Source organism: Mesorhizobium sp. WSM4829 (assembly GCF_055811475.1).
In genome coordinates, this window is record NZ_JBVVQJ010000020.1 from 113,051 (window position 1) to 127,055 (window position 14,005).

General features: G+C 62.4%; 13 protein-coding genes and 2 pseudogenes. 6 read left to right on the plus strand and 9 right to left on the minus strand.

Annotated elements, in window-relative coordinates:
* Positions 1 to 199 precede the first annotated feature (199 nt).
* A complete protein-coding gene (locus AC0L17_RS19920; protein ID WP_473517090.1) occupies positions 200 to 1,336 on the plus strand; it encodes a DUF2865 domain-containing protein in 1,137 nt (378 codons plus the stop codon).
* On the opposite strand, the gene gltX is transcribed toward AC0L17_RS19920, so the two are convergent.
* The 4 genes from gltX to AC0L17_RS19940 all read right to left on the minus strand — a co-directional run bounded on the left by gltX (position 1,254) and on the right by AC0L17_RS19940 (position 7,885).
* Positions 1,254 to 2,627: a glutamate--tRNA ligase gene (gltX, locus tag AC0L17_RS19925; protein ID WP_287319591.1), complete on the minus strand. Its 1,374-nt coding sequence runs from the start codon at positions 2,625 to 2,627 to the stop codon at positions 1,254 to 1,256. The two genes, AC0L17_RS19920 and gltX, sit on opposite strands and share 83 nt — an antisense overlap.
* Positions 2,628 to 2,924: 297 nt before the next feature.
* Complete coding sequence (locus tag AC0L17_RS19930; protein ID WP_473517091.1) at positions 2,925 to 4,730, minus strand: ABC transporter ATP-binding protein; 1,806 nt, start codon at positions 4,728 to 4,730, stop codon at positions 2,925 to 2,927.
* Between the two features lie 521 nt (positions 4,731 to 5,251).
* A complete protein-coding gene (locus AC0L17_RS19935) occupies positions 5,252 to 6,997 on the minus strand; it encodes an NAD+ synthase (RefSeq protein WP_473517092.1) in 1,746 nt (581 codons plus the stop codon).
* Positions 6,998 to 7,171: 174 nt separating this feature from the next.
* Positions 7,172 to 7,885: a DNA-3-methyladenine glycosylase I gene (locus AC0L17_RS19940; protein ID WP_473517093.1), complete on the minus strand. Its 714-nt coding sequence runs from the start codon at positions 7,883 to 7,885 to the stop codon at positions 7,172 to 7,174.
* An 89-nt stretch (positions 7,886 to 7,974) separates the two neighbouring features.
* On the opposite strand from AC0L17_RS19940, the gene AC0L17_RS19945 reads away from it, so the two are divergent.
* Together AC0L17_RS19945 and AC0L17_RS19950 are read left to right on the plus strand one after the other, a co-directional pair.
* A complete protein-coding gene (locus tag AC0L17_RS19945) occupies positions 7,975 to 8,538 on the plus strand; it encodes a DUF1003 domain-containing protein (protein WP_473517094.1) in 564 nt (187 codons plus the stop codon).
* Positions 8,535 to 9,122, plus strand: a complete 588-nt coding sequence (locus AC0L17_RS19950) for a DedA family protein (protein ID WP_473517095.1) — start codon at positions 8,535 to 8,537, stop codon at positions 9,120 to 9,122. The genes AC0L17_RS19945 and AC0L17_RS19950 overlap by 4 nt, the downstream gene beginning before the upstream one ends.
* A 3-nt stretch (positions 9,123 to 9,125) precedes the next feature.
* Here the strand turns inward: AC0L17_RS19950 and AC0L17_RS19955 are convergent, their stop codons facing one another.
* From AC0L17_RS19955 to AC0L17_RS19965, 3 genes are all read right to left on the minus strand, one after another.
* Positions 9,126 to 9,707, minus strand: a complete 582-nt coding sequence (locus AC0L17_RS19955; RefSeq protein ID WP_473517096.1) for a hemerythrin domain-containing protein — start codon at positions 9,705 to 9,707, stop codon at positions 9,126 to 9,128.
* 98 nt (positions 9,708 to 9,805) lie between these two features.
* Positions 9,806 to 10,165 carry a diacylglycerol kinase gene (locus AC0L17_RS19960; RefSeq protein WP_091593617.1) on the minus strand — a complete coding sequence of 120 codons (360 nt, stop codon included), beginning with the start codon at positions 10,163 to 10,165 and terminating at the stop codon, positions 9,806 to 9,808.
* 94 nt (positions 10,166 to 10,259) lie between these two features.
* Positions 10,260 to 10,679 carry a GFA family protein gene (locus AC0L17_RS19965; protein ID WP_473517097.1) on the minus strand — a complete coding sequence of 140 codons (420 nt, stop codon included), beginning with the start codon at positions 10,677 to 10,679 and terminating at the stop codon, positions 10,260 to 10,262.
* 235 nt (positions 10,680 to 10,914) lie between these two features.
* On the opposite strand from AC0L17_RS19965, the gene AC0L17_RS19970 reads away from it, so the two are divergent.
* Both AC0L17_RS19970 and AC0L17_RS19975 read left to right on the plus strand, forming a co-directional pair.
* Positions 10,915 to 11,289 carry an antitoxin Xre/MbcA/ParS toxin-binding domain-containing protein gene (locus AC0L17_RS19970; RefSeq protein ID WP_473517098.1) on the plus strand — a complete coding sequence of 125 codons (375 nt, stop codon included), beginning with the start codon at positions 10,915 to 10,917 and terminating at the stop codon, positions 11,287 to 11,289.
* Positions 11,249 to 12,037, plus strand: a complete 789-nt coding sequence (locus AC0L17_RS19975) for an RES family NAD+ phosphorylase (protein ID WP_473517099.1) — start codon at positions 11,249 to 11,251, stop codon at positions 12,035 to 12,037. Before AC0L17_RS19970 ends, AC0L17_RS19975 begins: the two co-directional genes overlap by 41 nt.
* Positions 12,038 to 12,048: 11 nt before the next feature.
* On the opposite strand, the pseudogene AC0L17_RS19980 reads toward AC0L17_RS19975, so the two are convergent.
* Both AC0L17_RS19980 and AC0L17_RS19985 read right to left on the minus strand, forming a co-directional pair.
* Positions 12,049 to 12,219: pseudogene (locus tag AC0L17_RS19980) on the minus strand (dihydrofolate reductase family protein); the annotation flags it as partial.
* A gap of 28 nt (positions 12,220 to 12,247) precedes the next feature.
* A complete protein-coding gene (locus AC0L17_RS19985) occupies positions 12,248 to 13,621 on the minus strand; it encodes a class II 3-deoxy-7-phosphoheptulonate synthase (protein WP_023801100.1) in 1,374 nt (457 codons plus the stop codon).
* A 121-nt stretch (positions 13,622 to 13,742) separates the two neighbouring features.
* Here AC0L17_RS19985 and AC0L17_RS19990 point away from each other — a divergent pair.
* Positions 13,743 to 14,005, plus strand: a pseudogene (locus AC0L17_RS19990) (hypothetical protein); the annotation flags it as partial.

The following is a 14,005-nucleotide window of genomic DNA, read 5'->3' on the forward strand; positions in this document are numbered from 1 at the left end:
TTGCAAAAAGTGTGCCGAGGTTGCGGCCAGCCCCTTCTCCCCGTCACTATACGGGGAGAAGATGCCGGCAGGCAGATGAGGGGCGGCGCCGACGTTGCATTGGTCACGCCAACAAAACCCAATTTGACGGGTAAGCTAAATAAACAGTTAACCGCGGACGCGGTAACCTTCGCAACGGACGAGGCAAGCGGAGTTCCGTATGGGCGGAGGGTGGAAGCTGACGCGCGCCGCAGCACTGCTCGGTGCCTTGGCATTGTCAGGCTTTGCCGCCACCGAACTGCAGGCCGCCTCCGGTGTTTGCCGGCAACTGGAAGCCGATCTCGCGGCCGCTTCGCGCGGTGGCGGCACCAAGCCAGCCCTGCTCAGGAAATATGACGATGCAATCGTGCGGCAGCGCCAGCAGATTTCAAAGGCCGTCAGCCAATCCAGCCGCGCCGGCTGCGGCTTTTCGCTGTCGCGCCGCAACGCCAACGCATGCGCCGCACTCGACGCCACCATCGATCGCATGGCAGCCAATCTCGACGGCTTGCAAGCTACGCGCGCTGAACTCGCCGGGGACGGCTCGCACCGCAATCGCGCACGCATATTGGCTTCGCTCGACGCCAATGGCTGCCGCGATGATGCGGCGCCGCCAAAGCCGGCACCGGGCCGCGACGCCAGCCGTGGAACCGGCGAGAAAAACTTGCTCGACCAGCTTTTGGGCAGCGACGCAATTGGACCCGGCGCGTCCGACCGGCCTGAAGAGCCCGATCAAGCCGTGGGTCCGCGCGACATCCGCACCATGCTCGATAATGCCGACGACATGGGCCAGCCGCACGGCGAATTCCGCACCATGTGCGTGCGCACCTGCGACGGCTATTTCTTCCCGATGTCGAACGCCGCCTCGCTGGGCGATTTCGAGCGCGACCAGAAGAACTGCGATTCGAGTTGCCCCGGCACCGAGATGCAGGTGTTTTATGCGCGCGGCTTTGGCGACGACTCGGGCGGCATGACGTCTTCGGTAACCGGCAGGCCCTACAGCGAGCTGCCGACCGCCTATCTCTACAAGCAGCCCGCGCGTCCGCCGGCCTGCGGCTGCAACGCCGCGCGAAATTTCGAGATCATTGCCGGCAACCCGCCAAGCCCGAAACAGGCTGCCCCTGCCGACCCCGAGAGTTTGGCCAATGTCGAAGGCCGGCTCGATCGCGAAGCCATCGAGCGCCCCGCCGCAAAACCCTCGCCGACGACCTTGCCGCCGCCGGGACAGCGCAAGGTCAGGGTCGTCGGGCCAACGTTCCTTCCCGACCCAGCAGCGGCAACAGATCTGCAAGCTCCGGCCCCGAGGGCTGGCCCGTAAGCGCCAGCCTGAGCGGCGTGAACAGCGCTTTGCCCTTGCGGCCGGTTGCTTCCCTGATCCTGCCGGTCCACTCCTTCCAGACCGACCCGTTCCAGGGGTCTTCCGGCAAAAGGTCGAACGCCTGGCGAAGGAACTCGCGGTCGGGGTCGGAAAAGTCCGGCTGCTCCTGCGGGCCGTCGCGAAGTGTGCGCCACCAGATTGCGGCGTCGGCCAGCCTGTCGAGATTGCCGCGCACCGCCAGCCAGAACGGCTCCGCCTGTTCGCCGGAAATGCCGAGCACGATCAGCCGGTCGCGCGCCTCGGAAAACGGCATATGGTGCAGCAGCGTGCGATTGAGCACGAAAAGCTCGTCCGGATCGAATTTGGCCGGGGATTTCGATGTCGCCGCCGGATCGAAGCGCTCGGCAAGCTCAGCCATCGTCTGCACCGCGACGACGTTTTCCGAGGTGCCGACGAGCACCGCCAGCGAGGCGACCGCCATCGGCTCGATGCCGGTCTCGCGCAGGCTTTCGATGGACAGCCCGCCACTCCGCTTCGACAGGCCCTCGCCCGATGCGGTGGTCAACAGATTGTGGTGGCCGAACACCGGCGGCTCGGCACCCAGCGCCTGGAACAAGGCCAACTGCACGCCGGTATTGGTGACGTGGTCGTCGCCGCGGATGACATGGCTGATCCCCATCTCGATGTCGTCGACCACCGAAGGGAGAGTATAGAGATAGGTGCCGTCCTCGCGCATCAGAACCGGGTCGGAAAGCGAGGCTAGGTCGACGGTTTCCTCGCCGCGCACCAGATCGTTCCAGTGGATTTCGGTGCGCTCCGGCTGCAGCGGATCGCTGGTGAAATTAGGCAGCAGAAAGCGCCAATGCGGCCGGCGGCCGTCGGCCTGGTATTCGGCGACCTGCTCAGCCGTCAGCGTCAGCGCCTCGCGGCCGTAGACCGGCGGCAGGCCGCGCGTGCGGCGCACCTTTCGCCTGAGATCGAGCTCTTCCGGTGTTTCGTAGCAAGCATAGAGAAGGCGCGCCGCCTTCAATTTCTCCACCGCCGCATCGTAAAACTCGAAGCGCCGTGACTGGTATTCCGTGGCGTCGGGAAAGATGCCCAGCCAATGCAGGTCGTAGAGGATGGCGTCGGAGAATTCCTGCGTCGAGCGCGCGACGTCGGTGTCGTCGAAGCGCTGGATGAAGCGGCCCTTGTTGTTCATGGCGAACAGCCAGTTGAACAGCGCCGTGCGGGCATTGCCGATATGAATGCGGCCGGTGGGTGATGGGGCGAAACGGACGGTAACTGTCATGAATGGGGCGTACCGGATGGTTTTGCTGTTGACAAGACACGCCCCCGCGCTTGGCCGCAGACATAAGACATGACGAAGGCGATGAAAAGGCGGCAGCGACGCGCGTTTTAGCGCATCGGCCCGAAAATCGGAACCGATTTGCGGAAAGCACGATGCGCAGATTCAAAGTTGTTAGAGCGTACTTTGTGCGTCCAAGGGGACGCACGTCGCTCTAATCGGCCCGAAAATCGGAACCGATTTGCGGAAAGCACGATCCGCAGATTCAAAGTTGTTGGACGCGCGCGGCGCTGCAAGTCGTCAGATCGCCAGCCCCTTGGTCAATTCGAGCGCCTGGCGCTCGAACAGCCGGCGGTAGATGCCGCCTTGCAGCCGGATCAGTTGATCATGCGAGCCCTCCTCGACAATGCGGCCGCGATCGAACACCAGGAGCCTGTCAAGCGCTCGCACCGTCGAAAGCCGGTGCGCGATGACCAGCGTCGTGCGGCCGACCATCAACCGCTCCATCGCCTGCTGGATCAGCACCTCCGATTCCGAATCGAGGCTCGATGTCGCCTCGTCCAGAATGAGGATCCGCGCATCGGCAAGGAAGGCCCGCGCGATCGCCACCCGCTGGCGCTCGCCGCCCGATAGTTTCACGCCGCGCTCGCCGACCAGCGTGCCATAGCCTTTCGGCAGATCGACGATGAAGTCGTGCGCGCTTGCCAGCCGTGCGGCATGCTCGACCTCGGCCTGCGTCGCGCTCGGCCGGGCATAAGCGATGTTTTCGGCCAGCGACCGGTGGAACAGGATCGGCTCCTGCTGGACGATAGCGATCTGCCCGCGCAGCGACGCCTGCGCCACCCCGGAAATATCTTGGCCGTCGATCAGGATCGTTCCCGCGTTCACGTCGTAAAGCCGCTGGATCAGCTTGACGAAGGTCGTCTTGCCCGAACCTGAATGGCCGACCAGCCCGACGCGCTCGCCCGGCGCGATGTCCACCGAAAAGTCGCGATACAGCGGCAGTCGGTGGCTGCCATAATGGAAGGTGACGTTGTCGAAGCTGATGCGGCCGTCGGTGATGCGGATCGGCCTGGCGCCGGGCACATCCTCGATGCCGAGCGGCTCGAACTGGAAGTCGACCAGTTCCTCCATGTCGTTGATCGAGCGCTGCAGATTGCGGATATGCGTGCCGATATCGCGCAGATAGCCTTGCAGCACGAAGAACGAGGTCAGCACGAAGGTGACATCGCCGGCGCTCGCCTGCCCCCACGACCACAAAAGCAGCGAAAATCCGATCACCGCTGTTCGCAGAAGCAGCAGCATCGATCCTTGCGTGGTGCCGTTGATGGTGCCGCGCACCCAGGTGCGGCGCGTGCGGGCGCGCCATCTGGCGACGACCTTGGCGAGGCGTGTTTCCTCGCGTTCCTCGGCGCCAAAGCCCTTGACCACGGCGTTGCAGCTCACCGCATCGGCCAGAGAGCCGCCAAGGCGCGTGTCCCATGCATTGGCAAGCCTTGCCGCGGGCGCGACATAGCCAAGCGACAGCAGCGCCGTCACCGCGATGAACAGCACCGAGCCTGCGGCGACGACAGCACCCATCAGCGGCCAGAACCAGCCGAGCAGCAGCGTCGAGCCGACGAGCATGACGACGGACGGCAGCAGCGCGATCAGGATCGTGTCGTTGAGCAGGTCGAGCGCCCACATGCCACGGGTTATCTTGCGCACGGTCGATCCGGCGAAGCTGTTGGCGTGCCAGTCGGTGGAGAAGCGCTGGACCCGGTGGAAGGCGTCGGCGGCGATATCCGCCATCATCTTCAGGGTCAGTTCGACGATGGCCATGAAGGCGAGGTTGCGCAGCACGACGCCGGTGAGCGCCAGCGCCACCAGCATCGAAAAGGCCGCTATCGCCGCATTCCACGCGACGTCGTCGGCCGCAGCACTGCTGGCGACGGCGTCGACCAGCCGGCCGGAATAGAGCGGCGTCAGCACGTCGGCCAAGGTCGACAGCAGGAATGTGCCCATGATGAGCGAAAGCCGCCACGGCTGGCGCCGCCAACGACTGAGCGTGAAGCCAAGGACGCTGCGAAAGGCGCCGGCGCGCAAATCGATCTGAAAACGAGCCATGATGTCATTCGGGCGCAAACGAGCCCGGTCCCGGTAAGGTCGAAATTGAGAAAACCGCGTTGGGCGAATTAGTGCCCAGGAATGCGGGAGCTTCGCATATTGGCGGCTCGCCCGAATACGGGCGGCGACCGGCATCGACGAATGCCTGCTGTCAGATTGCTTGGCCGTGAAGCTGAAAAACCTTCCGGCGCGCCCTCTGAGATCTAGGCTTCGCGGCCTCGCATAACGATGTCAAATCCTGGCATTCGGTCCTCCCGTTAGAGCGACGTGCGTCCATTCGGACGCACAAAGTACGCTCCAACTTCTTGAATCTGCGCATCGTGCTTTCTGAAAATCGATTCCGCTTTTCAGGCCGATGCGTAGGGATCGCGGAAAGGCGTTTATAGAGTCGCGTCAACGCCGCGCCAAGTCAGTGGAAGGCCAAAAGCGCATCTGGTCCAACTGGTGAGGCGATTTTGCAACAATCGCGGGTTGTGCACTTCCTCGCGGCAGCCATTTTTACAGCAGCAAAAAACGGCGATCTAGCCGCCGTCCCTGAACCGGTTGGTGATGGGATAACGGCGGTCGCGGCCGAAATTCTTTTTGGTGATCTTCACGCCCGGCGCTGCCTGCCGGCGCTTGTATTCGGCGATGTAGAGCAGGTGCTCGATGCGCGTCACCGTTGCCCGGTCGTGGCCGCGGGCCACAATCTCGTCGACACCCATCTCGTTCTCGACCAGACACTCCAATATGTCGTCCAGCACCGGATAGGGCGGCAGCGAGTCCTGATCCGTCTGGTTCTCACGCAGTTCCGCCGACGGCGCCTTGTCGATGATGTTGTTCGGGATCACCTCGCCGGAAGGGCCCAGCGCACCCGGCGGCACATGCGTATTGCGCCATCGCGCCAGCGCATAGACCTGCATCTTGTAGAGGTCTTTTATCGGGTTGAAGCCGCCATTCATGTCGCCGTAGAGCGTGGCGTAGCCGACCGACATCTCGCTCTTGTTGCCGGTGGTGACCACCATCGAGCCGAACTTGTTGGAGATCGCCATCAAAATGGTGCCGCGCGCGCGGCTCTGCAGGTTTTCCTCGGTGATGCCTTGCTTGGTGCCCTCGAAAAGCTGCGTCAGCGTATGCAGGAATCCGTCGACCGGCTCGAAGATCGGCACGATGTCGTAACGGCAGCCGAGCGCGCGGGCGCAATCCTCGGCGTCTTTGAGCGAGTCCTTAGAAGTGTAGCGGTAGGGCATCATCACGGCGCGCAGCCGCTCCTCGCCGAGCGCATCGACGGCAAGTGCGGCGCAGATCGCCGAATCGATGCCGCCGGAAAGCCCGAGCACGACATTCTTGAAACCGTTCTTGTTGACGTAGTCGCGCAGGCCCAGCATGCAGGCACGGTAATCGGCCTCCTCCTTTTCCGGGATTTTTGACATCGGTCCTTCGGAGCAGACCCAGCCATCAGGACCATTTCCAAGTTGCGCGCCTGCCGCGGCGTTATTTCTATTTTGCGCGCCCGCGGCGGCGCGGTTGCGCTTCCAGGTGGTGACGTTGACCGTTTCCTCGAACTGGCTCATCTGGAAGGCCAGCGTCTTGTCGGAACCTATGGCAAACGACGCGCCGTCGAAGATCAGCTCGTCCTGGCCGCCAAGCTGGTTGGCATAGATGATCGGCAATCCGCATTCGATGACCTGGCGGATGACAATCTGGTGGCGAACATCGACCTTGCCGCGATAATAGGGCGAGCCGTTCGGCACCAGCAGGATTTCAGCACCGCTTTCGGCCAGCGTCTCGCAGACGCCGACATCGCCCCAAATATCTTCGCAGATCGGAATCCCCAGGCGCACGCCGCGGAAATTGACCGGCCCCTGGATTTCAGGGCCGGCCTGGAAGACGCGCTTCTCGTCGAATTCGCCGTAGTTCGGCAGATCGAGCTTGTAGCGCTCGGCAAGGATCTTGCCGCCATCGGCAAAGATGATCGAATTGTGCGTGCCGGTCTTGCGCTTCAGCGGCGTGCCGATGATGACGCCCGGCCCGCCATCGGCAGTGTCGCCAGCGAAATCCTGCGCCGCCCGCTCGCAGGCCTTCAGGAACGCCGGTTTCAGCACCAGGTCTTCGGGCGGATACCCAGCAAGGAAAAGCTCGGTGAACAGCACGATGTCGGCGCCCTGGCGAGCGGCATCCGCCCTCGCCTCGCGCGCCTTGGCAAGATTGCCGGCGACATCGCCAACCGTTGGATTGAGCTGGGCGACGGCGATGCGCAATATGTCGGAAGCGGTCTTGTCGGTCATGCCTGCTGACTTAGCGCGACAGAATTGGCCGGGCAATGGCGTTTGCTTGGACCACCCCGGACCGAATGACCTATGTCATTCGTGTCCAGACCGAATGACCTAGGTCATTCGTGTCAGACCGTATGACACATCTCATTCGTAAGACCGATCGGACCGCCGGATCCCGATCGCGTCCTATTCGCCCATATATTCGCGCAATGCCTGCGGCGAATGGTTTTCGCCGATCGACATCGCCAGGATGCGCGAAATATGCCGGCGCGGCAGCCCGGTGTCCGCCGCCCAGGCATTGATCTGGTTCTGGATCTTGTCGAGATCGCGCTTCGAGGTCGGGTGTTCGGCGATGTCCAGGCCGGCGTCGCGCAGTGCGGCCGCCATGTCGCCTGAGATGATGAAGGCGTCCCACTCCAGCCACCTCAAAAAATACTGGCCGGTATTGCCGCCGAGCCGACTGCCATGCTTGCCGAGATAGGCCATCAGCCCAACCTGGTCGTCTTCTGGCCAGTCGGCGAGGAACCTGCCAAAGCCGCCGTGCTCCTTCGACACACGCTCGACGAAAGCCGCGTTGTCGCGAACCGCCTTGATCTTCTGCGGATTGCGCACGATGCGCTCGTCGGCCGTCAGCTCGTGCCAGAAATCGTCAGGCTGGAACAACAGCCGCTTCGGCTCGAAGCCGAGAAACGCTTGTTCGAAACCCGGCCATTTCTGCTCGATGACGCGCCAGACGAAACCGGCGGCAAAAACACGCTCGGCCATCGTCGACAGGATGCGGCCATCGCTAATGTCAGCCACCGCGGCATTGTCGGGCATCGGCCCCAGCAGCGATGCCAGCACCGCTTCCCCGCCCTTGCGTTTGGCCGCGCGGGCGCGGATTTTCTGAAAATCCATCATTGTTTCCTCACCCTGTCGCGTCAATCTACCACTTCCCGCGCGAACCGGCAGCCTCTAGGTCTATGCGGACGCTGACGACGGAGGCGACAATGAACAAGACGATCGAAGATCTGGCAAACCGCTGGCTGCGGCGAAGGCCGGATGGCCTAAGCCAGGTCGAGAGCCAGGTGCTGCAAAGCACGCTCGAACGCACCACGATCGCGAAGGACACCAACAAGACCCTCGCTTTTCACCAGACGTTTGGCGACCGCCTCGCCGATACCATCGCCCGGATCGGCGGTTCGTGGTCCTTCATCCTGGTCTTCATCGCCTTCCTGATCCTGTGGACGTCAGGCAATGCCTGGCTTTTGTCGCGCGACGCCTTCGATCCCTATCCCTTCATCTTCCTCAACCTTATCCTGTCGATGATCGCTGCGCTGCAGGCGCCGGTGATCATGATGGCGCAGAACCGCCAGGCCGAGCGCGACCGCATCGACGCCGCCCACGACTACGAGGTCAATCTCAAGGCCGAGATCGAGATCATGGCGCTGCATGAGAAGCTGGACGAACTGCGCCACAGCCAGATCGTTGGCATGCGCGACGAGATCGCGCAGCTGGCCGAACAGGTGAAGCGGATCGACGATATCCTGTCGAAGCAGCGGACGCCTTCATGACGGATGCCATCCATAATCTCATCGAGCAATATGGGCTGATTGCCGTCTTTCTGGGCTGTGTCACCGAGGGCGAAAGTGCCGCCCTCCTCGGCGGTTTTTTCGCGCATCAGCATGTTTTCGTCCTGTGGCAGGCGTTCCTGGCGGCCGCCATCGGCGCCTTTGCCGGCGACAGCTGTTTCTTTATCCTCGGACGAAGCTTCGCCGACCATCCGTTCGTGGTCAAACTGAAGGGCCGGCCGGGTTTCAGCCACGCCTATCGTCTTGTCTCCACCCATCCCGACATTTTCGTGCTGACGAACCGCTTTATCTATGGCCTGCGCCTTGTCGGCGGCATCGCGGCCGGATTGTCCGGCATTGCCGTGACGCGCTTTGTCATTCTCAACGCCATTTCATCGATGGTCTGGGCCGGATTGTTCACCACCATCGGCTATGTGTTCGGGCTGGGCGCGGAGCGCATCGTCGGCCAGGCGTTGGTCGGTCACGAGCGATTGTTGATCGCCCTGGCGATTGGCCTGGCAGCAGCGATCCTCGCCTGGTTCATCGCTCATACCATTGCCAAGAAGGAGCGTAGCAAGGAGACGTGATGATCAGTCGATGCCGAGCGCCCGGTCGCCGCGATCAAGGATCAGCGGGATGATCAGGTCTTCCTCGTCGGCAAGGTGCCGGGTCAGCATGGCGATCAACCGGCTGTTCTCGTCGGCATAGGCATCGGCGGCAAAGCGCTGCTTGTCCTCGCTCTCGCTTAGCGTGCGGATGAAAGCGTTTGCCGCCTCGGCATTGCGCTCCAGCCCTTCATGGATCGTATGATGATCGGCATCGAGAATCTCGAAGCCGCGCTTCAGCCGGGTCTCGGCCTTGGCGAAGACCGGAAAATAATGGATATCCTCGACATTATGGTGGCCGTCGAGGTGCCCAAGAAAATGATTGAGCCGCGGCGCGAACCAGCGCGCGAACTCCGGCGCCGTCAGCCGGCCCTCGCGATAGTCGTCAGTGCCGTTGGTCAGCATGCCGCCGAGCTCGCGGAACATGTCGTGCCGCTGCAGCCACATAGTGGCGAGGCCATGGATATTGGCGTGGCCCTGCCAGACCTCGCGCGGGTATTTTTCAGCAAGCCAGCGCAAATCGTCCGGCAGGCCTGCGCGTTCGAGCAGCAGGGAATCGGCGGTCATGTCGGTCTCCTCAGACCATGATCCCGGAAAGTGTATAGCGGGTTTCGGAACAGATCATGGGATCAGGTTGTGGTGACCGGCATGTAGGGGTTTGAGGGCTAGATCGGTAGCCCCATGATTCGCTCGATGATGGCGATGCCCCAGACGCCGGCAACGATCACCACCGAAATCAGCACCGCCAGCGAACCGCAGTCCTTGGCGAGCTGGATATCGACGTTGAACTCCCGGCTGAACGCATCGCATGCGGCCTCGATGCCGGTGTTCAGCACTTCGACCATGATCAGCAGCAGCACCGCGCCGATCAGCAGCGCATAGCCGCGCCACGACACCGAAACAAACCAGCCGAGCGGCAGCGCCAGCACGAGCAGCATCAGCTCCTGCTGGAAGGCTTTTTCGCTGGAAGCCAATTTGCGAAATGCCCGCACTGAATTGTAGAAAGCATCGATCAGCCGCTGCATGCCAAACCTTTCCGAATCACCGGCAGGGGATAGCGCAATGGCCGGATCAAGGGAATAAGGCGATCGCTGCAAAAATCATTTGCCGGCGAGCTTGTCACTCATCGGCGACCTTGATCGACGACGTGGACTTTTCGAACTGCGGCAGCCCATCGTCGATCATGTAGTAGTCGCCCTTGTCGCCGACGAATATGTGGCATTGGCCCTGAAGTCCGGTGGGCTTGTCGAACAGTCCGGCGAGAACCGAAACATATTCATCATCCTGCGGCTTCCAGAACAGCAACGAGCCGCATGTCTTGCAGAAACCGCGCCTGGCAAACGACGATGCTTGGTACCAGGTGATGCTTTCCGCGCCCATAATCGTGATGTCTGCGTTGGCAACATTGGTTGCAGCGTAGAAATGCCCGCTCTGCTTCCGGCATTGCGAGCAGTGGCAGTAGATGACGCCGCGCAAGGCCCCTCGCGTCTTGAACCGCACAGCCCCGCACAGGCAAGAGCCGCTATGTGTGTTGTCCATCTCGGGCCTCCCGACGCAGCTGTGATCCTCGGCGTCCCTTGCCAGGATTCCAGTTTTGCAGCGGCCGTGCTCAAGCGAATGCGACATTCGACGGGCGTGTTCCGCACAGCACGGTTTGGACAAAGCGGCAGGCCGCGCCAACAGCCTCTCGACGGTTCGCCAATTGTTAAAGCAATACCTTTCCATATGAATTTTTGTGCGCTATATTTTCATCAGAAAGGAGACGCTGCCGACAATGCAACCCAATCTCGCCGCCAACACGGCCGAAAATGCAGTGCTGACCAAGGCGACGCTGCGCGCGGCCGACCTGCTGGAAATTACCGCCAGGATGCTGGCCTCCATCATCGGGGTTTCGGAAGCCACGGTTTCGCGCATGCGCAGGCAGGAATTCCTGCTGGAGCGTGGAACCAAGCCGTTCGAGCTTGCCGTGCTGTTCGTCCGCCTGTTCCGCTCGCTCGACGCCATTGTCGGCGGCGACGAGACCGTCGCCCGGGCATGGCTGAAGAATGCCAACACGGCCTTCGATGGCACCCCGCTCGAAAAAATCGTGACGATATCAGGGCTTGTCGATGTCATCGCCTATCTGGACTCCCGACGCGCTCTCGTCTGAAGCCGCCAAACGAGGTGGCAAGCATGGGCTCGATGGCAAATACTGGCGCATGGTCGAGGCGCAGCACCGCGTCTCGACATTGAAAGTCGTTGACACGCTCGACGAGCAGGCCGTCCTCGAAGACCTGATCGAGGAAACCAAGCCGCAAATCCCCTTGGAATGCCGGCATCTGCATTATCTCCTGGCAACGCCCTTCCGCTACGGCTCGATCTATCCGCACGGTTCGCGCTTCCGCCGCGCCGGCAGGACCAAGGGCGTCTACTATGCGGCGGAAACCATTATGACTGCCGTCTCTGAGATGGCTTTTTACCGCCTGCTGTTCTTCGCCGAATCGCCGGCTACGCCGTGGCCACGCGACGCCGCCGAATACACCGCCTTCGCCGCAGCGATACGCAGCACAAAGGTGATCGACCTGACGCGGCCGCCGCTCGACCGCGACGCAGCGGTGTGGACGCACCCGACCGACTATGCGGCCTGCCAAAATATTGCCGATGTCGCGCGCGAAGCCGGGCTGGAGGCGATCCGCTATCGCTCCGTGCGCGACCCGAAAGGCGCTAATGTGGCGCTGCTGGCATGCAGCGGCTTTGCCAAGCCGAAACCGCTGGAACCCCACACCTGGCGCATCAGGCTGGGCGCCTTCGGCGTGCAGGCGATCTGCGAGTTCCCGCAAAACCGGATCGAGTTTTCCAGGACGGCGTTTGCCGCCGATCCCCGGCTCAACGGACTGCGCTGGGAGCGCGGCCGCTAGCCGGATCCTGACTAAAAACCGACGGGTGCGTAGCGCAGCAGCGTCACGCCCTGGGTTAGGCTTTCCTTACCAAGCGGCTTCAAGGTCAGCGACAGGCCGGACTGGAAATACGGCTTGCCGCCGCCAAGCACGACCGGGTGGATGTAGAGCCGGTACTCGTCGATCAGACCGGAGCGTGCAAGATGCAAGACCTAATCGATGGCGACTGAATCAGCCGTTGACGGCCTGCTTGTGCTGGACCGGGTGGCTTTTCTTGAGCAGGTCCGACACCAGGAACGCCAGTTCGATCGCCTGGTCGGCGTTGAGGCGCGGGTCGCAATGGGTGTGGTAGCGGTCCTGCAATTCCTCGGCGGTGATGGCGCGGGCGCCACCGGTGCATTCGGTGACGTTCTTGCCGGTCATCTCGATATGGATGCCGCCCGGATGCGTGCCTTCGGCGCGATGCACCTCGAAGAAGCTCTGCACCTCCTTCAGGATGCGGTCGAACGGCCGTGTCTTGTAGCCGGCGGCCTCGATCGTGTTGCCATGCATCGGGTCCGACGACCACACCACGCTGCGGCCTTCCTTCTGCACTGCGCGCACCAGCTTCGGCAGATGCTCGGCGACCTTGTCGGAGCCGAAGCGCGCGATCAGCGTCAGCCGGCCGGGCTCGTTTTCCGGATTGAGCAGGTCGATGAGCTGCAGCAAGCCGTCCGGCGTCAGCGACGGGCCGCATTTCAGGCCCAGCGGGTTCTTGATGCCACGGCAGTATTCGACATGGGCATGGTCGGGCTGGCGGGTGCGATCGCCGATCCAGATCATGTGGCCGGAGGTTGCATACCAGTCGCCCGAGGTCGAATCGACGCGGGTCAGCGCCTCCTCGTAGCCGAGCAGCAGCGCCTCGTGGCTGGTGTAGAAGTCGGTCTCGCGCAGCGCGTAATTGGTCTCCGAGGTGATGCCGACAGCCTTCATGAAGTCCATCGTCTCGGTGATGCGGTTGGCGAGCGACTCGTATTTCTCGCCCTGCGGGCTGTCGGACACGAAGCCGAGCATCCATTGATGCACGTTCTCCAGGCTGGCGTAGCCGCCCTGCGCAAAAGCGCGCAACAGGTTGAGCGTCGCCGCTGACTGGCGGTAGGCCATCTCCTGGCGTGCGGGGTCGGGAATGCGCGACTTGGCGTCGAACTCGATGCCGTTGATGATGTCGCCGCGATAGCTGGGCAAGGTCACGCCGCCCTTGGTCTCGTTGTCGGACGAGCGCGGCTTGGCGAACTGGCCGGCAACACGGCCGACCTTCACCACCGGCTGCGCGCCGGCGAAGGTCAGCACCACGGACATCTGCAGGAAGACGCGGAAGAAGTCGCGGATGTTGTCCGCGCCATGCTCGGCAAAACTCTCGGCGCAATCGCCGCCCTGCAGAAGGAATGCGTCACCGGCAGCGACGGTCGCAAGCTGCTTCTTCAGCTTGCGTGCCTCGCCTGCAAAAACCAGCGGTGGAAAGGTGGCGAGCTGGGCTTCCGTGTTCTTCAGCGCGGCAAGATCCGGATAGGCAGGAACCTGCTGGATCGGCTTTGCTCTCCACGAATTCGGCGACCATTTCGTCATCGTTGCACCCAAAATTCTTTCCAGCGGGTGCTGTCGCCCGCCATTTCGCCCCAATATGGGGATCGCGGCTCCATACACGAAGCCGATTTCCTATTCTAGACCGGAATTGGACATGTGGCGAATGGCACGGCAAAGTGAAAGACAGAGCAAATTGCTGCAGGTCTGCGCTGCCCCTCATCGCCCTGCCGGGCACTTCTCCCCGTATAGCGACGGGGAGAAGGACGGCATCGCAAAGGATTTCGCCAATCTCCAGCGTTGCGGAAAGGCTGCCGAGATTGCAGGCCAGCCTCCTTCTCCCCGTCACTACACCTATCGCATTCACACATGTCGGTTGCGCTTTTCGGCGAAGCTCGATTCTATTTCGGCCGGAAAGACGAAGGAGGT